Annotated in this window: 23 protein-coding genes; 16 read left to right on the forward strand and 7 right to left on the reverse strand. The window is 61.5% G+C overall.

What is annotated here, in order from left to right:
* Positions 1–2 precede the first annotated feature (2 nt).
* Positions 3–698 (reverse strand): alpha/beta fold hydrolase, encoded by a 696-nt coding sequence (locus KHO33_RS33935; RefSeq protein WP_200567074.1) that lies wholly within the window; start codon positions 696–698, stop codon positions 3–5.
* 178 nt (positions 699–876) lie between these two features.
* On the opposite strand from KHO33_RS33935, the gene KHO33_RS33940 reads away from it, so the two are divergent.
* From KHO33_RS33940 to KHO33_RS42835, 3 genes are all read left to right on the forward strand, one after another.
* A complete protein-coding gene (locus KHO33_RS33940; RefSeq protein WP_200567073.1) occupies positions 877–1524 on the forward strand; it encodes a CGNR zinc finger domain-containing protein in 648 nt (215 codons plus the stop codon).
* A 187-nt stretch (positions 1525–1711) separates the two neighbouring features.
* Entirely contained in the window at positions 1712–2686 is a 975-nt protein-coding gene (locus KHO33_RS33945) for a response regulator (RefSeq protein ID WP_200567117.1), read from the forward strand.
* A 73-nt stretch (positions 2687–2759) separates the two neighbouring features.
* Positions 2760–4199: a sensor histidine kinase gene (locus tag KHO33_RS42835; protein ID WP_200567072.1), complete on the forward strand. Its 1440-nt coding sequence runs from the start codon at positions 2760–2762 to the stop codon at positions 4197–4199.
* An 81-nt stretch (positions 4200–4280) separates the two neighbouring features.
* Here KHO33_RS42835 and KHO33_RS33955 read toward each other — a convergent pair whose 3' ends face one another.
* The 3 genes from KHO33_RS33955 to KHO33_RS33965 form a co-directional block, all read right to left on the reverse strand.
* Positions 4281–4778 (reverse strand): acyl-CoA thioesterase, encoded by a 498-nt coding sequence (locus KHO33_RS33955; protein WP_054041457.1) that lies wholly within the window; start codon positions 4776–4778, stop codon positions 4281–4283.
* Positions 4779–4936: 158 nt separating this feature from the next.
* Entirely contained in the window at positions 4937–5500 is a 564-nt protein-coding gene (locus KHO33_RS33960; protein WP_200567071.1) for a LysR substrate-binding domain-containing protein, read from the reverse strand.
* The gene (locus KHO33_RS33965; protein ID WP_200567070.1) at positions 5488–5823 is read right to left on the reverse strand and encodes a LysR family transcriptional regulator; all 336 of its coding nucleotides are present in this window, start codon (positions 5821–5823) and stop codon (positions 5488–5490) included. Before KHO33_RS33965 ends, KHO33_RS33960 begins: the two co-directional genes overlap by 13 nt.
* A gap of 320 nt (positions 5824–6143) precedes the next feature.
* Between KHO33_RS33965 and KHO33_RS33970 the strand changes: the two genes are divergently transcribed.
* The 4 genes from KHO33_RS33970 to KHO33_RS33985 all read left to right on the forward strand — a co-directional run bounded on the left by KHO33_RS33970 (position 6144) and on the right by KHO33_RS33985 (position 10264).
* Positions 6144–7031 (forward strand): polysaccharide deacetylase family protein, encoded by an 888-nt coding sequence (locus KHO33_RS33970; RefSeq protein ID WP_200567069.1) that lies wholly within the window; start codon positions 6144–6146, stop codon positions 7029–7031.
* Positions 7028–7948, forward strand: a complete 921-nt coding sequence (locus KHO33_RS33975) for a polysaccharide deacetylase family protein (RefSeq protein WP_200567068.1) — start codon at positions 7028–7030, stop codon at positions 7946–7948. Before KHO33_RS33970 ends, KHO33_RS33975 begins: the two co-directional genes overlap by 4 nt.
* On the forward strand, positions 7945–9339 hold the full coding sequence (locus tag KHO33_RS33980) for an MmgE/PrpD family protein (protein ID WP_200567067.1): 1395 nt from the start codon (positions 7945–7947) through the stop codon (positions 9337–9339). Before KHO33_RS33975 ends, KHO33_RS33980 begins: the two co-directional genes overlap by 4 nt.
* A gap of 70 nt (positions 9340–9409) precedes the next feature.
* Complete coding sequence (locus KHO33_RS33985) at positions 9410–10264, forward strand: ABC transporter substrate-binding protein (protein ID WP_200567066.1); 855 nt, start codon at positions 9410–9412, stop codon at positions 10262–10264.
* A 10-nt stretch (positions 10265–10274) separates the two neighbouring features.
* Here KHO33_RS33985 and KHO33_RS33990 read toward each other — a convergent pair whose 3' ends face one another.
* The gene (locus KHO33_RS33990) at positions 10275–11153 is read right to left on the reverse strand and encodes a LysR substrate-binding domain-containing protein (protein ID WP_200567065.1); all 879 of its coding nucleotides are present in this window, start codon (positions 11151–11153) and stop codon (positions 10275–10277) included.
* Positions 11154–11265: 112 nt separating this feature from the next.
* On the opposite strand from KHO33_RS33990, the gene argH reads away from it, so the two are divergent.
* From argH to KHO33_RS34010, 4 genes are read left to right on the forward strand one after another with little or no spacing between them, the layout of a single operon-like run.
* Entirely contained in the window at positions 11266–12699 is a 1434-nt protein-coding gene (argH, locus tag KHO33_RS33995; protein WP_200567064.1) for an argininosuccinate lyase, read from the forward strand.
* A gap of 47 nt (positions 12700–12746) precedes the next feature.
* Complete coding sequence (locus KHO33_RS34000) at positions 12747–13601, forward strand: amino acid ABC transporter permease (RefSeq protein ID WP_054042937.1); 855 nt, start codon at positions 12747–12749, stop codon at positions 13599–13601.
* 32 nt (positions 13602–13633) lie between these two features.
* A complete protein-coding gene (locus tag KHO33_RS34005) occupies positions 13634–14398 on the forward strand; it encodes an amino acid ABC transporter ATP-binding protein (protein ID WP_054042948.1) in 765 nt (254 codons plus the stop codon).
* Positions 14399–14458: 60 nt separating this feature from the next.
* Positions 14459–15298, forward strand: a complete 840-nt coding sequence (locus KHO33_RS34010; protein ID WP_200567063.1) for an ABC transporter substrate-binding protein — start codon at positions 14459–14461, stop codon at positions 15296–15298.
* 136 nt (positions 15299–15434) lie between these two features.
* Here the strand turns inward: KHO33_RS34010 and KHO33_RS34015 are convergent, their stop codons facing one another.
* Positions 15435–16355, reverse strand: coding sequence for a LysR family transcriptional regulator (locus tag KHO33_RS34015; RefSeq protein ID WP_200567062.1), 921 nt, complete (start codon positions 16353–16355; stop codon positions 15435–15437).
* Positions 16356–16485: 130 nt separating this feature from the next.
* Between KHO33_RS34015 and KHO33_RS34020 the strand changes: the two genes are divergently transcribed.
* The 4 genes from KHO33_RS34020 to KHO33_RS34035 all read left to right on the forward strand — a co-directional run bounded on the left by KHO33_RS34020 (position 16486) and on the right by KHO33_RS34035 (position 19388).
* On the forward strand, positions 16486–17235 hold the full coding sequence (locus tag KHO33_RS34020; protein ID WP_200567061.1) for an SDR family NAD(P)-dependent oxidoreductase: 750 nt from the start codon (positions 16486–16488) through the stop codon (positions 17233–17235).
* 52 nt (positions 17236–17287) lie between these two features.
* Complete coding sequence (locus tag KHO33_RS34025; RefSeq protein WP_200567060.1) at positions 17288–17827, forward strand: carboxymuconolactone decarboxylase family protein; 540 nt, start codon at positions 17288–17290, stop codon at positions 17825–17827.
* 181 nt (positions 17828–18008) lie between these two features.
* The gene (locus KHO33_RS34030) at positions 18009–18344 is read left to right on the forward strand and encodes a YbjQ family protein (protein ID WP_054042930.1); all 336 of its coding nucleotides are present in this window, start codon (positions 18009–18011) and stop codon (positions 18342–18344) included.
* 192 nt (positions 18345–18536) lie between these two features.
* Positions 18537–19388, forward strand: coding sequence for a hypothetical protein (locus KHO33_RS34035; protein ID WP_328822818.1), 852 nt, complete (start codon positions 18537–18539; stop codon positions 19386–19388).
* Here the strand turns inward: KHO33_RS34035 and KHO33_RS34040 are convergent.
* Positions 19385–20299 (reverse strand): LysR substrate-binding domain-containing protein, encoded by a 915-nt coding sequence (locus KHO33_RS34040; protein WP_200567058.1) that lies wholly within the window; start codon positions 20297–20299, stop codon positions 19385–19387. The genes KHO33_RS34035 and KHO33_RS34040 overlap by 4 nt on opposite strands.
* A gap of 139 nt (positions 20300–20438) precedes the next feature.
* On the opposite strand from KHO33_RS34040, the gene KHO33_RS34045 reads away from it, so the two are divergent.
* Positions 20439–21761, forward strand: coding sequence for an NAD(P)/FAD-dependent oxidoreductase (locus tag KHO33_RS34045; RefSeq protein WP_200567057.1), 1323 nt, complete (start codon positions 20439–20441; stop codon positions 21759–21761).
* Positions 21762–21786 lie beyond the last annotated feature (25 nt).

The raw sequence follows: 21786 nt of genomic DNA on the forward strand, positions 1-21786 counted from the left end.
CCCTAACGAGCCGAGACGGTCTCAACCGCTTCGACGATCACGTCGGTGACGACATCAGGGGCGGTGACGATAGGCGTGTGATCGACCTGGTGTGAATGCACGCGCGCGTTCATGCGCTGTGCCATGAAATGTTGTGTGTCGGGACTGATCATGCGGTCCTGCTCCGCGGTCAGGAACCAGCTCGGCCGATCCGTCCAGAGTGTGCGCCCGACCGGCTCGCCAATGCACGACACCGAAATGGGACGTTGAACTGCACCGAGCACCGTCAACTCCTGCGCCGTGGCGTTCTGCGCGAACGCCGCTGCGAATGCCTCTTCGGGTAGCCAGATCAGGCCATGCTGATCCGGTGACAGTCTGGGTGCCAGCGGGTGCGCTTCGCCGCGGTAGAACACATCGCCCACCGTTTCGCCTTCGGCAGGCGCAAGCGCGGCGACATAAACCAGCGCCTTGACGGTGTCGGCGCGCGTCGATCCGATTACTGCACCGGCGTACGCATGCCCGGCAAGAACGACAGGACCGTCAATGCGTTCCAGCGTTCTGTTGAGGGCGGCCACGTCGTCATGCAACGAGGTCAGCGGCAACGGCGCCGCAACAGCGTTGATGCCGCGTGCCTTCAGGCGTTCGACGACCTTGCTCCAGCTTGAGCCATCTGCCCACGCGCCGTGCACAAGCACCGCGCTCACATTGCCAATAGACATTTCTCGCTCCTTTGAGGGAATGGGGTGCTGCTTGTGATGCACGGACATCGTGTCGATGTCGAGCGTTATGTAACCTCTAAAATGTGCATTTACAGGTTACAAACGATGCGTGTAACTTGTCAAGTGCATTTTTAGCGGTTACGATGCATCCATCGTCACTTCATATTCGTCACGAGAAATGGACTACCTTCAGATGCCCGCGATCCTGGTGGCCGATGCGCCTGGTCTGGATTTCCTGAACTCGATCGCGACGCCGGTGGATGAGGCTGTCGACTGGATCAGCGACGGAGAAGATCTGCTGGCCTGGCTGGAGCAGACCGGGTTCGTGCCGCGCGCGGCGCTCGAGGAAATACGGATCCGCTCGACGCCGGCCGAACTCAACGACGTTGCGGCACGTGCGCGTGAATTGCGCGAGTGGTTCAGGGGATTCGTGCGAAAGAGGAAAGGGCGGCCGCTCGTCGCCAAAGATTTACGCGAGCTCGAACCCTTGAATCAATTGCTCGAGCGCGACCAGCAACATGGCGAAATCGTTTCGAACACGTCGGGCGGCGTAGCGAGCTTTGAACTCCGGGCGAAGCGGCGCTGGCAGTCGGCGGAGTCGCTACTGATGCCGATCGCCGAGGCGTTGGCAAAGCTGGTGTGTGAAGAGGACTTCACGTACGTGAAAGCGTGCGAAGGCCCCAAATGCACGTTGCTGTTCGCGGATCACACGCGTGGCCACGCGCGCCGGTGGTGCAGCATGGCAATCTGCGGCAACCGCGCGAAGGTCGCGGCTCACCGCAAGCGGCTCAAGGAGCAGGAGAACGGCCAGGTTGCGGCAGAATAATCAGCTCGACCCGATTAAGACTAAATTATTCCATTCGCATACTCTGATGGGAAGGCCGCGCAAGTTTGCACTGTTCATGCAAAGACCCCGGTACTATATGCTTCAGCGGGAATCGGCCCGGGAGCCAGCGTGAGAGAAGCCGGCGTATAAGCCGGTGCGAAACGCGCCGCATATTCCACGTATAAACATGAACAATTTTATTCGCCCCCCTGTTTCCTATCCGGCATCCGTCGTTTTCGTGGACGACAGCGACAGCTACCTCGATGCATTGCGCCGATTCTTTCCGGATATTTCAACCAATCTGTTTTTCACGCGGCCTCAAACCGCACTCGCTTTCATCCGCAAACATGCCCGCGAGAATTCGCTGGTGTTTGCGCCGGCGTCGGCCGGTCTGAGCGAGGTCGGCCTCGAACGGTTCGTCGAAACCTCGGCCGAGCGCGACGTCCTGGCCCGCAATGCCCGATTTTCTGAGGTGGCCGCGGTGGTGGTCGATTACGACATGCCCGGATTGAGCGGCGTCGAATTCCTTTCGTCCATATCCAATCTGCGGTGTGCGAAGGTGCTCCTGACCGGCGTTGCCGATGAGACCGTCGCGGTAAAAGCCTTCAATGCCGGCATCGTCGATCTGTATCTGAGAAAGACGGATGCGGATTCGGCTAACCGACTGGTTCATTTTCTGAAAGATGCCAGAAACCGGCATTGTTCGGAGGCAGGCTGGTTGGGTCTGGGTGAAAACGGCATGACCTATTGCGATCCACGAACGAGGAATGTCATCGACGCGGTGGTCGCCGCCGAAAACATCGTCGAGTATTACTGGCGTCCCGAGCAGAATGCCATCCTGATGTTCGACCGGGCGGGCAACCCGAGCGTTTTCCTTGCCTGGGCTGAGAACGACTGGATCGCCCAGGCGGAAATTGTGGCGGATGAGAGCGGGCCGGCGGATCTGTTGAGGCGGATGGCGGTGCGCGAGTCGATGCCCGTTTTCTGGCCGCACCTGGCCTTTCGTCCCGGTACGAACTTCAAAACGGTCACGCCGCAATCCATCCCGGGTTGGGACGACGCGTTCTATTGCTGGACCAGAATAGACTCGGCCGACGTGGGTCTGAACACGCTGACATTCTCCCAATGGCGCAGTGACCGGAATCAACAGGTCCACACGTGAGAGATCGGCCCCTTGGCGTACTCTGCTATAAACATGCCGGAATAGACCAACGTTTTCCGCCCCATTGAGCCACATGTACGCCATTCCGACCGCCTTTGTCTCTGCGCTGTTCGTGGTGTTCGGACTCTATGTACTCATCACACAAGGCGTGACGCGCCTGTCCGCGCCATTCCTGTTGATGTGCGCGGCGACATTTGCATGGCAGGGCACATGGACCTTGCTGTTCCAGACGGAAGATCCCCACATTGCGAGCGTGCTGGTCCGGGTCGGCTATCTCTTCATTCTCTTTCTGCCCACCACGTTCTATCACTTCGTCACGGAGGTGGCGGCGCGGCGGCGCGAGCGGCCGGTATTGCTCGCGTCTTACGGTATGTGCGTTGTACTCGCCGTGCTGCTGCCTGGCGACGAAGTGGTCGCCGGCTACCGGCACTTTTTCTTTGGCTACTATCCCAGCGCCGGAACGCTGCATCCTTTGCATGTTCTGCAGACCGTGTTGCTCGCCTGCCGCAGCGGTCAGCTTCTGCTCGCCGCCCGCAAGCAGGCCGGCACTGAAGCACGCAGGCGTCTCGATCTGTGCTTTGCGAGCCTCTGCCTATACTCGTTCGCGGCAGTCGACTATGCGGTCAACTACGGTTATCCGTTCTATCCGCCGGGTGTGCTATTCATTGCCCTTAGTCTGGGCCTTCTCGCGATCACGATCGTTCGCTATCACCTGATTCACCCCTATGCGATCGCAGCGACAATCGCGCACGAAATCGCGACGCCGCTCGCGACGATCGCCATGCACGCCGACGAAATCGCCAGCGTATGGGCGCACGTGTTCAAAGGCTACAAGCTGGCGGTCACGCATGGGCTGTACGACGATCAGGAGGGGCATTCCGGGCAGTCCGAGCGCATCAGCCACCTCGCCACCGCGATCAGAAGGGAGGTGTCGGGCACCAGCGCGATGGTCGAGATGGCGCTCGCGTCGTTCACCCTGGATCGTCTGGACCGCACTCGCTTCAGTCCTCATTCCATGCAGCAATGTGTGACGTCGGCGCTGGAGCGCTATCCGTTCCGTAGCGACGAACGCGTACGCGTCACCGTGGCGCCGATCGACCCGGCGTTATGCTTTTCGGGTTCGGACACGCTGGCGGTTTTTGTGCTGTTCAATCTGCTGAAAAACGCGTTGCACGCGATTCACGTGAGCGGCGAGGGCGAGATTGCAATCAGCGCGGTTCAGGAAAACGGCTTCTGCGTACTGCGATTCCGTGATACGGGACCGGGCATCGCGCCCGACGTGCTGCCGCATATCTTCGACGCCTTCTTCTCGACCAAGCGGCATGGAAGCGGCGCGGGGATGGGGCTCGCCTTCTGCCGCCGCGCGGCGGAATTGCTGGGCGGCACGATCGAATGCATGTCGACGCGCGGTTCGCACACCACCTTCACCGTGCGCTTGCCGGTACCGGGTTCGCCGGCCGACCGTGCACTGAGTAAAGCGCCGGCGCGCTCCTTGCGCCGGCGTCCGCAGTGAAGGTTAAGAATGGAAGTTAGCGGTAAAACTCAAACATAAAACTCAGCGGAAATACTGAACGGCGAAAGTCAGCCGCTGAGATCAGGCGGCTAGTGCCGTCATCGGCAGCTCATATTCTTTGACCCGCTCGACGATGCCTTCCGGAAACCGCCTGATCTTCCGGTCCCGCCCGGCGTACAGGATCTGCTGGTAACCCTGCGAAACCTGGCGCCCATCCACGCAGAAGCGAAACAGCAGGTAGGCCGAGCATTGCTTGACCTGCACCGTGTTCAGATAGCAATCCACGTGCTGGAAGGGGAAGGTTTCGTGGACGTACTCCTGGTGCGCGCGTTTGGTCACGAACATGCCGTCCGATCCCAGCAGGTCATTGTGGATGCACTCATGAAACCACCGCTCGCGGCAAACACCTTGCCACTCGAAGTAACGTGAAAAGTACGTATTCATGAACGCGTTCGAGTCCTTTAGATAAATATCGAACGTGTGGTGGAAGGTCTTGAGCGAGCCCGTGGCGATCGGGTCTTCCGAAAGAAGGGCGGATCCTCGGTTGAGGGCGGTAGGGATATTGTCACGCATCAACATACGATTTTCCTTTCGCAGGAACGGCTGCTTGCGGCAACCACGCATGCCTCCCTGTACGGCAGGCACATCCCATTCTGTTGGGGATGTGGGTCGTATGGCTATTGGCTGACAAACATGTGACGAAGAAAACTGACGAATGCCCTTACCGTCGACGCGGATTACGCCGCGACGCTCGCTTGCAACCACCGCAGAAGCGGCTTCAACTTCTCGCGATATTCATTGCGTGGCGGATGCACCAGATAATATCCAGCCCCGGTCTCCACGACGCGCTTGAACGGCGTCACCAGTGAGCCGCTGGTGAGATTCTCTCCGACCAGGTTCAGATCCCCCAGCGCTACACCCAGGCCGCGTGCCGCGGCGCTGAATGCGAGGTCCAGCGTGTCGAACACCTGCTCCCGATAGGTATGCGCGGCAAGGTTGCCTTCCTGCTGCAGCCACAGAATCCAGCCGCGCCGGCCGAAGCTGGAATGCAGCAACGTGTGGTGTTTCAGATCTTCGGGTTCCACGAGCGGCGGTGTGCCGCTGGCGATCTGCGGTGAGCAGACCGGCGTCAATCTCTCGCGCATCAGGCAGGTCGCTTCCAATCCTTCCCAATTGCCAGTTCCGAACAGGATCGCCGCGTCGAGCGTGCCTTCGCCGAAATTGGTCGGCAGGAACCATGCGGTGTCGATATTCAACTGGGTGCCGGGCACTTCAGCGTAGAAGTCGGTCAGGCGCGGCAACAGCCAGCGCGCCGCCAGCGTGGGCGTGACAGCAGGGTAATGGTCTGGCCGCCGGAGTTGGTGATGTGCATCGAGCGGCGCGCGGTTGCCAGCAACTCTTCGACGATCGGCACCAGCCGTTGACACTCCGCGGTCTGCACAACCATGCGGGTGTGCCTGACGAACAGCGCGCAACCGAAATACTCCTCGATCTGTTGAATATGCCGGCTCACCGCGCTCTGGCTGAGAAACAGCTGCTGCGATGCCGCCGTGAAGTTGCCGCAACGGGCGACCACCAGCAGGGTTTGCAGCACGTTGAAGGGAGGATAGCGTTCGATCTTCATTTATGCACAACTCGCATGGTAACCATGAGATTTTACCGTTTGTGGCCGGAAAATTGGCGTTCTTAAATTCCTTCAACGAGTCCGGATTGCTATACCCGAAGCGGCCTCGCTGTGAGTACCGCAGCGCCAGCGCTGAGCAATGAGTTCGCCTTACCTGGCGGGTAGAGACACCGGATCGACAGCGTGTCGAACAATGCGTTTAAGGGAGTTTTCGTTTGGTCCGATCTACCGTTGCGTCGCCCCTGCAACAGGGTATGCCCGCCTCGCAAAGCCATGCACACCGTGCAAGTGCGTCTGGGGAGTTGGGCAACGTTTCTCAAATGGAATATGTCGAGCGCCAGCCGATTCAGACCGCGCCGCGCTGGCCGGAAGGACACCGTTCCTGCGTCGCGCTCGCGTTCGATCTCGACGGCCCGACCGGCGATGCGATGCTCAACGGTTCGATCTGGACCAACCCTTCATATTTCACCTTGGGCAGTTATGGCCCGTGGCGCGCGCTTGGCCGTCTGCTCGATATGCTCAACGAGCGACGCGTGCCGGCAACGTTTTTCGTGCCGGCCTGGGTGGTCGAAAACTGGCCGGATCAATGCGCGGCGATTATCGCGGGTGGCCATGAGATCGCTTACCACGGCTACCGGCACGAGGCTTTCTGGACTCTGGATCGCGACGGTCAACGCGCCGTGATGGAACGCTCCGCGGAAGTCTTCGCCAAGTATCTCGGCATGCAGCCGGTTGGTTTTCGCACGCCATCGGGCGACTGGGGGCCGGACACGATTCGCGTGCTGATGGAAGCCGGCGTGCGCTATTCGAGTTCGATGCGGGGCGACGATCGCCCTTATCTGCTGCACGCCGAGGGCATCGCCGAGCCCATGGTTGAAATTCCGGGCCGCTGGGAGCTCGACGATTATGCGTCGCTGGCCTATCACCGCAACCCGGATTTTCCGGCAAGCCTCGATCGCATTGCAAGCTATGACACGACGCTCGACAACTGGCGCCGTGAATTCGACGGCTCGCATCGCGACGGACTTTGCCTGACCACGCTGTTTCATCCGAAGGTGTCCGGCAAACCCGGCCGGATTGCGCTGCTGGAAAGACTAATCGATCACATGCACGCACAAGGCGACGTATGGTTCGCCACGTGCCGTGACGTCGCGCAATGGTGGCTCGATAACAATGCCTCGGAGCACGCGCAGGAGTTCAGCGCATGAATGCACTTCACTGGCCGCACAACGCGCGCTGCGCGGTGGTTGTCACGGTCGACTTCAACGACGAACACGGCATCCTGACTCAGGAGCCGCGTATCGCCGGCCGCGAGAAATCGCTTTCGGTCTGGCGCTATGGCGCGAAACGAGGCGTGGATCGCGTGCTCGACGCGTTTGATGAGTTCGATGTCCGCTCGAGCTGGTTCCTGCCCGGACGCGTTGCCCAAACCCACACGGACTTGCTGCGCCGTATCGACGCGCAGCAACACGAAATCGGCACGAGTGGATACCACTGCGAGAACTTCGACACACTAACGTTCGATGAGCAACGACAAGCGTTCCTTGCCGGCCAGCAAGCGCTCGTCGACACACTCGGTCGGCGCGTGCAGGGTTTTCGTTCTTTCTACGGCAATTGGGCGCCGGGCTTCGCGGACTTTCTTCGTAGCGAAGGGGTCACGTGGTCGTCTTCATGGCGCGGCGACGATCTGCCGTATTTTCATCTACCGGATGCGAACGCGAAAGCAGGGACGGTGGTGGCCGGCGACACGCCGCCGCTGGTCGAACTGCCGCTTCACTATGAACTCGAAGACGAACCGTACTTCGTCTATAACCTGTCGCCTGCAGTACCGGTTGGACAGCCACGGATTCCCTCGTATCGGGAAGTACTGGCGAACTGGAAGCAGGATTTCGCGGCGTTCCGTCGCTTCGGTTTGTGCTTTGTGCTGAGGCTGCATCCCGAGCTCATCGGTACGGCGGGACGTATCGACGTGTTGCGCGAGTTGCTGGCGGAGATGCGTTCGCATGACGACGTGTGGTTCGCGACGGGCGCGGAAGTGGCGGCATGGTGGCGGCAGAATGTCGACGGTAACGAACCCGGGCATCCGGTCGAGGTTTTTGCACGGCATCGCGAGGCTGCACGATGAGCGCGCGTGATCTGTCGCTGTCGGAGCAACTGGCGGCGTTCGTCGCCGGCGTACCCAACGACGCGCTGCCAGCGGCCGTCGTCCATAAGGCCAAGCGGCATATCCTCGACACGCTCGGCGCGTCGCTCGCCGGCGCCGCGGCCATGGAGTCGCGCAGCGCGCGGGCGGTCATGTCCGGCGACGGACCAGGCGTGGCGCAACTGTGGGGCACACGGCAGTCGCTCGGCCCGCGCAGCGCGGCCTTCGTCAACGGTGTCGCCGCCCATGCATTGGAACTCGACGACTCGGGCGGCTGCGATCATTCCGGCGCCGTCGTGCTGCCCGCCGCATTCGCGGCGCTTGCGTGCTCACCGCGGCCGGTGTCGGGGCGTGAATTTCTCGCGGCCGTGGTGCTCGGCTATGACGCCGGCCGGCGTGTGCTCGAAGCATGCGGCGGATATTCGCCGCACAACGCACGCGGCTGGCATTCGACGATGACCTGCGGCGTGTTCGGCGCGGCGGCGGCAAGCGCGCGCCTCCTCGGACTCGATGCCGCGCAAACCGGCGCGGCGTTCGGCCATGCGGGCAGTTTCAGCGGCGGCCTATGGGGTTTCATTCACGACGCGTCGCAAACGAAACGCATGCACACCGGCCGCGCGGCTGAAGGTGGACTGCTGGCGGCATTGCTGGCGAGGGAAAACGTCAGTGGCCCGACGCAGGTGTTCGCCGACGTATGGGGCGGCTTCTTCAACGCATTCGCTCCCGACACGCAGAAGCCCGAAGCCTTGCTGCATGAACTGGGCGACACGTGGAAGATCATGCGTTGCTCGATCAAGCCGCACGCGTCGTGCCGCAGTACGCATGCAGCAGTCGATGCCACGCTCGACCTGCTGCGTGACATCAAATGTGACCCGGACAGGGTGTCCAGCGTGCACGTCAGATTGAGCGCGTTCGTCGAGGGCATGTGCGGCGGCCGCGAATTGCGCAATCTGGCCTCGTCGCAAATGAGTTTGCCGTATGCGGTTGCTTCGGTGCTGGTCTATGGCCACGCGGGGATTGCCGCTTATCTCGAGGCTGCCCGAACCGATCCGCGCATGGCCGCAATGATGGAGCGCGTCACGCTCGAAGTCGATCTGACGATGTCCGATCTCGACGAGCCCATCGTCACGCTCACGATCGCCGATGCGATGCCGCGCTCGCGGCAGGTGCTCACGCCGCTCGGCGATCCGCGCAATCCATTGTCGGATTCAGACTTGCTGTCGAAGTACCACGCCCTGGCCACGATTGCTCTCGACGACGCATCGGCGAACGCGCTTGCCGATGCCGTACTCGATCTGGAGAATCTCGCCGACGCGCGGACGCTTCAAGCGTGGCTTGGCGGCGATGCCGAGGCCAAACCCGTGCTGCGATAGCACGACAGGCCGCGACGGAAGCTCAATCGTTTTGATGACAAGCGTTCAATTCTTTAAAGGTATGTCCTCCATGTCCAAGCTGAACCCGCTGCGCGTTGCGTCCCGTTTGATGACTGTCTGCCTGTCGACCTTTCTCTTCGGCGCTGCAGCCCATGCGCAAGCGTTGCCTGATTCGATCGCCAAGGTCAAAGTCATCAAGGTCGCGGTCAACTCGATCTACCCGCCGATGGAATACAAAGACCCGGAGAGCGGCGAATTGACCGGTTTCGATATCGACCTCGGCAATGCGATTGCCAAGCAACTCGGCGTCAAGCTGGACTGGCAGGAGTCAGCGTTTGAACAATTGCTGCCCTCGCTCGCTACCGGGCGTGTGGACATGGTGCTGAGCGGATTGAGCGATGTGCCGGGGCGCCGCGATACGGCGGACTTTCTCGACTATCTGAATTCAGGCGCGCAGTTCTACATCCTGACGGGCGCGCATGGCGGCGAGATCCGGCAGTCGGCGGATCTGTGCGGGAAGTCGGTCGGCACGAGCCGCAGCACGTCGTTCCCGGCGGACACCGCGGCATGGAGTACGAAGAACTGCGTCGGCAAGACGCCGATCACGGTAGTGGGTACGGAAGACACGTCATCCGCGCGTATGCAGTTGAAGCAGGGGCGAATCGTGGCGGGCGTGCAGGGCAGCGAAACCCTGCCGTACGCAATGAAGCTCGAACCGAACACCTACAAACCCATTGGCGAACCGTTCGCGGCCTCGCCCGAGGGTATCGCGTTTGCGAAATCCAACCCGAAGCTGCGCGATGCGGTGCGGGCCGCGCTCGACAAGCTGGTCGCCAACGGCACATACAGTGCGATCGTGGCGAAGTGGGGCCTGCAATCGAGCGCGGTTCAGCAGGTGACGATGAACGGCGCGAAGGACCATTGAAGCAGTTGGGTCACTCGACGTACTCGCTCAGCCACGTGGCGAATGCGGACACGAGTGGCGTATCGGACAACTCCTGCCGGGACACGAGGTAATACGCGTGTCTCGACGGCACGGTGATGTTGAACGGCCGAATTAGCGTGCCGTCCATCAGGTCGTCCCGCACCGAGAAACTGTCGCCAAGCGCCACACCCTGACCGTGAATCGCCGCTTCGATACCGATATGCGCATTGCCGATTTCCAGAATCCTGATGCCCTCGAGTTTGTCGGCCGACGCATGCGCGAGCCATCGCATCCACGATCCCGAGTGCTCGCAAAACAGCGCTTTGCCCGCGAGATCCTCGGTCTTGCGGATCGCGTTGGGACCGTTCATCAAGGCGGGACTGACCACCGGAAACAGAGAGGGATGCGTAATCAGCGTGACGTGGCGATCGCGCCAGCGGCCTTCTCCGTAGCGCACGCATACGTCGACATCGGGCGAATACACCTCGCGGTCGTCGTTGGACGGGATCACTTTCAGATTGATCGCCGGGTACTGGTCGAGAAACTCGCCGATGTGCCGGGCCATCCAGCGCGAGGTGAACAGCAGCGGCGTGGACACGACGAGATCGCCCGCCATCTCCGGTGAGTCTAGTTTGACCACGGCGTTGGCGATCATGTCGAACGCGTTTTTGACCGGCTGCAGCAGGGCCTCGCCTTCGCGCGTCAGTTTCACGCGTGCCTTTGATCTGACGAACAGCGTAACGCCGAGTGACTCTTCGAGAATGCGGATCTGATGGCTGACCGCGCTGGCGGTCACGTGCAACTCCTGCGCGGCGCCGGCCACGCTCGAGCGCCGCGCGGCGGCCTCGAACGCACGGAGCGGATTGAGCGGTGGCAGACGGTTTCGCATGAGGCGGGAAGAGATGCTGAGAAAAATTTCATTTGAACGGAATTTAATTCTCGCTACAAGAAGAAAAACTGGATACGTACAGTGGAGTCAACTTAACTGAGGGCTGGCAGCGATGAATATTTCTGAACCGATCGAGCGTTTGTGGGGTGGGCGTTTCAAGTCGGGGCCGTCGGCGGCGCTCAAGGCGCTGTCGCGTTCGGACCCGAGCTTCTTCCGGCTCGCGCCTTACGATCTGGCCGGTTCCCGCGCGCATGCTCAGGAACTACGCCGCGCGCAGATTCTGACCGAAGAAGAACTGCAGCAACTGCTGGCCGAAATGGACACGCTGCAAGCGCAGTACCTTGCCGGCGAGATCGGACCGTCGCAGGATGACGAGGACGTGCACACGTTCCTCGAACGCGAATTGACGCAGCGTTTGGGCGCCACCGGCGGCAAGCTGCGCGCGGGCCGCTCGCGCAACGACCAGGCGGCCAACGACCTGCGCCTTTTCTTGCGTGACAAGGCACGCACGCTGACGCACGCGGTGATCGATTTGCAGAACGCATTGATCGAACAGGCCGATGCGCACACCCGCAGCGTGACGGCGGGCTTTACCCATTTGCAGCCGGCGCAGCCGGTCGTGTTCGCGCATCATTTGCTGGCGCACGCGCAGTCCATTTACCGCGACGTCGATCGTCTGGTCGACTGGGACCGGCGCAGCGCGCGCTCGCCGCTGGGCGCGGCTGCGTTGGCGGGTTCGGCGATCTGCCTCAGCCCGGAGTTGTCAGCCGCCGAGCTCGGTTATGACGCGCCGTGCGAGAACTCGATCGACGCGGTCGCCTCACGCGATCACGTGGCGGAGTTCGTGTTCATTGCGAGCATGCTGTCGGTGAATCTGTCGCGACTGTCGGAGGAAGTGATCCTGTGGACGACGCGTCAGTTCGGCTGGGTCGTGCTGGACGACGGCTACGCCACTGGCAGCTCGATCATGCCGCAGAAGAAGAACTCGGATATCGCGGAACTCACGCGCGGCAAGGCAGGGCGATTGATCGGCAATCTTGCCGGCCTGCTGGCGACGCTGAAGTCGCTGCCGCTCGCGTACAACCGCGATCTGGCGGAAGACAAGATCGCCGCGTTCGACAGCATCGACACGTTGGAGTTGGTATTGCCCGCGATGGCTGGCATGATCCGCACGATGCAGGTGAACGTGGCCGAGATGCGCCGCCAGGCGCCGCTGGGCTTCACGCTGGCCACGGAGGTGGCCGACTGGCTCGCGCTGCGCGGTATTCCGTTCAGCGAGGCGCACGAGATCACGGGCGCGCTGGTGAGGGCGTGTGAAGAGCAGGGCATCGAGCTGGGTGAAGTATCCGTGGCGACGTTGGCCCAGGTGGATGCGCGGCTGGAAGCGTCGGTGCTGGAACACGTGACGCTCGAAGCGGCGGTGGCCGCGCGCAGCGGCTACGGCGGCACGGCGCCGGCTCGTGTGGAAGAGCAGATCACCCGGCTGCGTGCGGCGATCGACCGGCAGACTGCATGGGCGGCCGACTACAGGGGGCCATCATGGTAAGCGTTTCTAACGATAGGGCGGCACTGCCCGCGGAGGCTCAGGAGCAGATGACAGAGATGAGTGAGGACGTCACGGACATTTCGCATCTGGAGCATGTGCGGCGCCGCTACTGGGGTCGTTATGTGGCCTCGGCGGCGATCATCGCGTTGATCGGGTACGTGGTGCTGGCGTTCGCGCACGGCCAGATCGAATGGCGTTACGTCGCGCGCTTCCTGACGGCGCGGTCCATCCTGAACGGCCTCGTCAACACCATTGTGATGACGGTGCTGGCGATGGTGCTGGGCGTAGTGCTAGGTGTGATCACCGCGATCATGCGGCTGTCGCCCAATCCGGTGTTGCAAGCAGTCGCGCAAGGCTATGTGTGGCTGTTTCGCGGCACGCCGGTGATCCTGCAACTGCTGCTGTGGTTCAACCTCGCGCTGGTGTTTCCGTCGATGGGGATTCCGGGCCTGTTCGAATTTCGCACGGTGGATGTCATGACGCCGTTCCTCGCGGCGTTGCTGGGTCTCGGGATCAACCAGGGGGCGTACACGTCGGAAGTAGTGCGCGCGGGGCTGCTGTCGGTGGACACGGGTCAGTATGAAGCGGCCAAGTCGATCGGCATGCCGCGGCTGCAGGCGCTGCGCCGGGTGATTCTGCCGCAGGCGATGCGAGTGATCGTGCCGCCGATCGGCAACGAGCTGGTGGGAATGGTGAAGCTAACCTCGCTCGCGAGCGTGATCCAGTACGCGGAGATGCTGCACAACGCCGAGAACATCTACTACGCGAACGCACGGGTGATCGAGCTGCTGATGGTGGCCGGAGTCTGGTACCTGGTGGTGGTGACGGTGCTGTCGTTCGCGCAGTCGCGAGTGGAGCGGCATTACGCCCGCGGGGCGGGACGTGCATCGGGCCGGCAATGAAGGCGCCGGCGACGACAGGACAAGGAGCCGAAATGAATTCAATCGTTCGCGCGGTCGACGTGCGCAAGTCATATGGCGAGTTCAAGGCGCTGCAGGGCATCACACTGGATGTGGCCAAAGGCGAGGTGGTGTGCGTGATCGGGCCGTCGGGTTCGGGCAAGAGCACGTTCCTGCGGTGTATCAACCAGTTGGAGAAGATCAACGACGGCGCGCTGTGGGTGAACGGTGAACTGGTGGGCTACCGGCGAGTGGGCAACCGGCTGCACGAACTGTCGGAGCGGCAGGTGGCGCGCCAGCGTCTCGCGACCGGCATGGTGTTCCAGAAATTCCACCTGTTTCCGCACAAGACGGTGCTCGAGAACGTGATCGAAGGTCCGGTGCAGGTGCTCAAGCGGCGTCGCGCGGAGGCGGAAGAAGAGGCGCGTTCGTTGTTGAAGCGCGTAGGGCTCGCTCACAAGTGCGATGCGTTTCCGGTGGAACTGTCCGGCGGACAGCAGCAACGGGTGGCGATTGCACGTGCACTGGCGATGCATCCGCAACTGATGCTGTTCGACGAGCCGACCTCGGCGTTGGATCCCGAACTCGTGGGCGAGGTGCTGGCAGTGATGCGGGATCTCGCGCGAAGCGGCATGACGATGATCGTGGTGACGCATGAACTGGGCTTTGCACGCGAGGTAGCCAACCGGGTGGTCTTCATGGATCAGGGGCAGGTGGTGGAAACCGGCACCCCTGATCAGGTGCTCGGGCAGCCAAAACATAAACGCACGCAGGATTTCATCTCGGCGGTGCTTTCCTGATCACAAGCGCGGGTTCCGGCTGGGACCCGCATTTCAGATTCTTCTAACAAGCGAGTTTCTATGAACGCGTCCCTTCGTTTGCGTGAATGGTTCACCCTGGTGGTTGGCGTCGTGGCGCTGCATGCGCCGTTGCTTCACGCACAAACTGCACCGTCAATTGGCAAGAGCACGCTCGTCGCGGCGATCGTGCCGAACTACCCGCCGTTCGAATACAAGGACCCGGCCACCGACAAGTTGATGGGCTTCGACGTCGATCTCGGCGAAGCGCTCGCCGCAAAGCTCGGCGTCAAGCTCGAATGGCAGGAAACTAACTTCGACCAAATGATGAGCGCGCTGACGACGAAGCGCGTCGACGTGATCCTGTCAGGCATGACCGATCTGCCCGAGCGCCGCGGGGCGGTGAACTTCCTCGACTACATCACGACCGGTCCGCAGTTCTATACGGTGAAAGCGCGTGCGGGTGAGTTCGCGACGATGGATGCGTTGTGCGGGAAGACTGTCGGAACGAGCCGCCGTACATCGTTTGTGAACGATACGACGAAGTGGAGCGATGAGCATTGCGTGAAGGCAGGCAAGCCACCCATCAAGGTGGTCGGTACGGATGGCTCGTCGGACGCGCGCATGCAGTTGCGCCAGAACCGGATCGATGTGGCGGTGCAGGGCGGTGAAACTTTGCCGTACCAGAACTCGATTGAGCAGAACGCGTACGCGCCGATCGGCCAGCCATTCCTGTCGCAGTACACCGCGCTGGGCATGTCGAAGGACAACGCGGCGCTCAACACGGCCTTGACCAATGCGTTCAATCAACTGATTGCTGACGGCACCTATCAGAAGATCCTGGCGAAGTGGGGTTTGCAGCAACACGCTGTGCCGAAGGCGCTTGTTAACGCCGGGACGTGATACGGGCGGGCGAGAGCTTCGGCTAGGCCCTAGGCCGCGATCTCGCTCGACAGATAGTTTGCTCACGCCGCTGGCTTTCCGAGCCAGCGGCCCATGGTAGCGGGCTTGAGCGCTTCGAAGCCGCCGCTTAGCGTTTTCAGCCCCGCACCATCGCCTTGCCGACATGTTCGGCAAACGCTTTGACCTTCGCCGAATGCCGGCGCTCCAGCGGACTCACCAGATGGATCGGGATGGGGATCGTGTCCCAATCCGGCAACATCCGCTGCACTTCGCCACTGGCTAACTCGTCATCGAACAGCCACGTCGGCGAATAGCCGATCCCCATACCCGCGAGCACCGAGGCCCGCATGACCTCGCTGCTGTTGGTTTGCAGATTGCCTTCGACCCGCACGATGCGCGTGGTTCCCACCGGATCCGTCGCGCCAGGCCCTGCCGTAAAACGCCACGCGTTGCGCATCGCCAGTTCGGTGTAGACGATGCAGTTGTGCTCGACGAGATCCTCGGGAACGCGTGGCGCTTTCATTCCTTTGGGCAGTGAGCGCACATAGCTGCGATGCGCCATCAGCATCCGCTGTGCCGTTCCCACGCGACGCGCAATCAGGCTGCTGTCCGGCAGATCGCCGAGCCGCACCGCGACGTCGATTCCCTGTTCCACGAGATCGACAAAACCATCGCTCAGACGCAGGTCGATCTTCACGCCCCGATGCTCTGCAAGAAACGACTGAACCAGCGGCATGAGCTTAAGGCGCCCGAAGCCGACTGACGCCGCGATCCGCAGCCAGCCCGTCAGTTGCTGTTCGCCGCGCCGCAGCGCGCCTTCGGCCTCCGCGATCTCAGCGACCAGGCGCCGCGCCTGCTCGAAATAGTGTTCACCTTCTTCCGTTAGCGCGAGCGAACGCGTGGTTCGCGTCAGCAGCCGCGCGCCCAGCTCGCGTTCGAGTGCAGCGACCTGTTTGCTCACTGCGCTTTGCGTCGTGTCGGCCTCGTGCGCGACCGCGGAAAAACTGCCGGCCTCCACTACGCGCACGAACGTCTTCATAGCCTGCAGTTTGTCCATATTTGCTCAATATATTCCTGCATGGAATCAGTCATATGAGCATACACCACCTATATCCCCCATCTGGAATCAGTCAAAGTGCAGTCATCGCAAACGCGATTCGATGCAACCCAATCCAAGGAGTACGGACATGAACTCACCCGTCGTTCTTATCACTGGCGCGCTGACCGGTATCGGCCGCGCTACCGCTCTTGCTTTTGCTCGCGAAGGAAACCGCGTGGTCGTCAGCGGTCGTCGCGAAGAGGCAGGTCAGGCGCTTGCCGCCGAATTGCGCGCGCTCGGTGCTGAAGCTGAATTCCTGCGCGCCGATGTGCGCTTCGAAGCCGAAGTGCGCAGCGTAGTCGAGCAAACCGTGGCGCGTTTCGGGCGCCTCGACGTGGCGGTCAACAACGCCGGCACGGAAGGTCAACTGGCGCCGATCGTCGAACAGACGGCGACCAACTACGAAGACACGTTCTCGGTCAACGTGCTCGGCACGCTGCTGTCGCTCAAGCACGAAATGCGCGTGATGCTGGAGCAGGGCGCGGGTTCGATCATCAATCTCTCGTCGATCGCGGGCCAGGTGGGCATTGCGGGCGCGTCGGTCTACACGGCCAGCAAGCATGCGGTTGAAGGTCTCACGAAGAGCGCCGCGCTCGAAGGCGCTGCCGCAGGCGTGCGCGTCAACGCGGTGGCGCCGGGTCCTGTCGCGACCGAAATGCTCGACCGTTTTGTCGGCGGGAGCGAGGAGGGCAAGGCCGGTTTCCTCTCGACGATACCGGCACGACGCGCCGCAACTCCGGACGAGATCGCCCAGACCATCGTCTTCCTTGCGAGCGACAAGGCGCGCTACCTCACCGGACAGAACATTGCAGTCGACGGCGCCTATACCGCGCAATAACGCACGGTTTTCTTCACGCAACTTTATTCATTTTTTTCTCAGGAGCATCACCATGACTACCATCAACGTCCCGACGCGCGACGAAGTTTCCCCGGCTAACCAGGCTATCTTCGACAAGCTCAAGAGCAGTCTCGGCACAGTGCCCAACCTCTACGCGACGCTGGCCCATTCGGAGCACGCGCTCGGCAGCTACCTCGCGTTCCAGAACGCGAAGAGCAGTATCACCGGCAAGGCGCGTGAAATCGTGAACCTCGTCGTGAGTCAGGTCAACGGCTGTGAATACTGTCTGGCCGCCCACACCATGATCGGCAAGATGAACGGCTTCAGCGACGAACAGATTCTCGAAATCCGCAGTGGCAAGGCAAGTTTCGACGTGAAGTTCGACGCGCTCGCGCGCCTGGTGAAGAACATCACGGTCAACCGCGGGCACGCCGATCAGGCGCTTGTGGATGCGTTCTTCGCTGCGGGCTGGAGCAAGGCCAATCTGGTCGACACGATCGTCGTGATCGGTGACAAGACCGTCACTAACTACCTGCACTCGACGACGCATGTACCGGTGGACTTCCCTGCGGCGCCGCAACTTACTGCATGATGGTTGCAGCCGGGCAAGGCACGGTGTTCATGAGATGCCCGCATTGCCCGGCTGACTGGAGCGTTACCTGTATCTATCCAGTCAGCGGTCCCGGCAAGTCAGCCAGGTGCCTGGCTACAATGAAGAGCCTTGAAAGCACTCCCGATGAAACGCAAGTGATCAATTGAACACGGAGAAGACGATGATAGAACGACACATGGTGACGACAGCGTTTGACCTTCCGGGACACAGGATAGAGCGCTCATTCGGCGTCACTCGCGGGATCATCGTTCGGTCCCGGTCCATCGTTGGCGCACTTGGCGCATCGCTGCAGACAATTTTCGGAGGCAACATCACGCTTTACACGTCGCTGTGTGAGCGAGCGCGGCAGGATGCATACGAGCGCATGATTGCGCAGGCTGCAGACCTGGGCGCAAACGGCATCATCGGCGTGCGGTATGACGCAACCGAGATAGCGAGGGGTATCACAGAGGTGTTGTGTTACGGGACGGCGGTCCGCGCGACGTTGCTGGCTTGAAGAGCGCATGCCGAGCAGGGCTGAGAACATGACCACATGGTCATGTAATGCTTTGCGAGTGAAATGAGTTTGTATGGCTACACGAATCGTGGCACGATGGTTTTTTGACCGGGCGTGATTCTGCGCGATCCGCGCCAGTAGTGGCGAACCGCACATGTGTCGAAGATACCTATGCATCGCAGGCGTTTTGTATTGGCTGCACTGAGTGCGGCAGGCGTGACGCTCCGTGCGCATGCAGCATCCGCAGACCCATTCGCTATCGTATACCCGCATTACCGCCCCGAAGATCGGGCACGTGCGGTCTTCCCCCTGGCGGTGCTCGACCTCGCAATGAAAGCGGCCGGCGCTGATTACGTGGCGCGGCAGGCTGACGTCCTGATGGAACGGGGGCGTGCGCTGGCAGAACTGGCGGGCGGGAGCAACGCCATCAATCTGCTCTGGACGAGCACGGACGCCGAGGCGGAACGCGGCTTGAACGTGGTACGGATTCCTATCAATCGCGGGCTGATCGGCCACCGGATTTTTGTCATACGAAAAGATCGTCAGGCTGATTTTGACAGGGTGGGGAGCCTGGCCGATCTGAAGGCATTGACGGGCGGTCAGGGGCTTGGCTGGATCGATACAAAGATTATGAGAGCAGCCGGTCTGAACATCGAGACGGTTCCCTATGAGACGGTGTTCGACATGGTCCAAGGTGGCCGGCTCGACTATTTTCCGCGCGGTGCGATTGAAGCTTTCGCGGAACTTGATGAGCCGCGGCACAGAGATCGGAATCTGGTCGTCGAGAAACGCCTGCTTCTGAAATACCGGTCGGACTTCATTTTCTACGTCTCCACGAAGCACGCAAGCCTGGCCCAAACCATTGACAAGGGGCTGGAGAAGGCCTATCTCGACGGATCGTTTATGCGGCTGTTCAACTCCCATCCCTACATTCAGGATGGGCTGGTCCGTTCCGATATCGCAAACCGCAAGGTCTTCGTCCTCGACAATCCGTTCCTTTCCGAAGAGGACCGCAGGATTCCGGACAAGTACTGGATGAGCTAACGTCGCGCGGATTTGGAGGCGTGCTTTGCTTCAAGAACCATCGTGTCGCCGGCCATCTTAAGAAAACTATCAACGATTGGATTTGTGTACTGAAGCTGCGGACATACGGTGAACCCCCGAAACATGACGTCCGGTGAAAACGGCCGAAACTGGATCTTCGCGGGATTGGCATCGAAAGTCGCAAGCGGATTCACAATGCCGATTCCCAACCCGCGCGACACCATCGCGCAAATCGTCGCGCCGTATGGCGTTTCGATAGTCGGCACCTGATTGACTTCCGCCTGACGCAACACGCGATCCAGCGCCGACCGCGTGTCGTCCGCATACGAAGCCAGAATCAACCTTTCGTTACGCAAATCGCGTGCGTGGACACGTTTGCGCGCGGTCAGCGGATGCCCCGCCGGTAGCGCACACACGCCGGGTAGTCGGTATAACTCGGCGCTCGTCACACCGAATGCTTCGGGTGTAGTCGTAGCAAAACCGATATCGCAATAGGCCGACGACGCCCAACGCTGGATCGTGCCTTCGCTGCGCATTTCCAGCGATATCGCGATGCGTGGATAGACGGCGAGAAAACGCTCGATCACCATCGGGATGAACGACAACGCAAGCACCGGCGCCGCGACGAGCCTTAGACGGCCACTGCCGAACTGGCGGATTTCACGCGCGGAATGCGCCAGTTTCTCGATACCCACAAAACTCCGGTCCACTTCGCGATAGAACGCGCTCCCCGCATCCGTGGCCTGAATCCGTCCGCCGTTGCGCGTGAACAGCGCCAAGCCCGTCGATGCTTCCAGTTCCGCAATCAACCGGCTGATGCTCGGCTGCGACGTGCCGAGCTCCTCGGCGGCGGCGGTCATCGAACCGCGCAACATGACCAGCCTGAACGCATCGATCTGCCGCTGATTCATCGTTTTGCCTCGTCTGCCTTCGTTAATCCGGCTCCCAGCTTGCCATATCAAATTTGAATGGCGGACGTTTTTGGTCGTATTTGACCGGATGATCGACGAAATCCTAGACTGGCTTGCATCTTCTTACCGGCCATAGACGATGCGCTCCGATGCCCTGCTGCTTCACGACGATTTTCGCGTGGCCCCGTACTGGTGGGACGCCGCGCCGCCCGAGACGGCCCGTGACGCGTTGCCGGTCGGCGTCGACGTGGTGATCGTCGGCAGTGGCTATTGCGGCTTGTCGGCGGCTGTGGAAGCGGCGCGCCTCGGCGCCAGCGTCGCCGTGCTCGACGCTGCGGAGATCGGGGCGGGCGGCAGCACGCGCAGCGGCGGCATGGTGTCGAGCGGACAGAAGCTCGCGCTAACCAATGCGATTCGTGGTGTATCGGCAGAGCGGCTGGGACGGCTGATGCGCGAGTCGATGGCGAGCTTCGACTACCTGAAGCGCCTTGTCGCCGAGGAGTCGCTCGACGCCGATCTGCAGATCACGGGGCGTTTCTTCGGCGCATTCACGCCGGGCCACTTCGATCGCTTGCGGCGCCAGGGCGATCTGTTGCGCGAGAAGACCGGCGTGACGGTACACGTCGTGCCGCGCGCGGAGCAGCACACGGTGATCGGCTCCGACTACTACTACGGCGGGATTCTCGTCGATGAATACGGCGGTCTGCATACGGGCAAATATCATCGCGCGCTGCGCGATCTCGCGCGGCGTTGCGGCGCGACTTTGCATTCGCATGCGGGTGTGGAACGAATCGAACGCAATGGTGCGGGTTTTCGGGTTCACGCAACGCGAGGCAAAATCGACACGAAGCATGTGCTGGTCGCGACCAACGGTTACACCGGACGGCTGTTGCCGTTCTTCGCGCGGCGCGTGCTGCCGGTCGCGAGTTACCAGATCGCGACGGAGCCGCTGCCGCCCGGGCTGATGGCCGTGCTGAATCCGGGGCGGCGCATGATCAGCGATTCGAAACGCAATCTGTTCTACACAAGACCATCGCCCGACGGCACGCGAATGCTGTTCGGTTCGCGTCCCGCCATCCGCGAGGTGAGCGAACGTGAAGCGGCGAGGATGCTGCACGCGAAGATGATCGAGTTGTGGCCCGCACTGCGCGACGTGCGCATCACGCACGCGTGGAAGGGCTACGTCGCGATGACGGGCGACAAGCTCGCGCATATCGGTGAACAGGACGGCATTCACTACGCGCTCGGCTGCAACGGCAACGGTGTCGCGCTGATGAGCTATCTGGGCTCGCGAGTTGCGAGATCCATGCTCGGACTCGATGCACAGGCGGGCGCGTTCGGTGAGGGCACGTTTCCCGTCAGCCCGGCCGGCATGGCAAGCCGCCTGAGCGTGCCGGTCGGCACGGCGCTCTATGCGTTCGACGATTTCTGGAGCGGCCGCGCGCGCGCCGCGCTTTCTTGACAGACTTCCCATCGCAGGTCCTTTC

The organism is Paraburkholderia nemoris (assembly GCF_905221015.1).
GTDB lineage: Bacteria > Pseudomonadota > Gammaproteobacteria > Burkholderiales > Burkholderiaceae > Paraburkholderia > Paraburkholderia nemoris.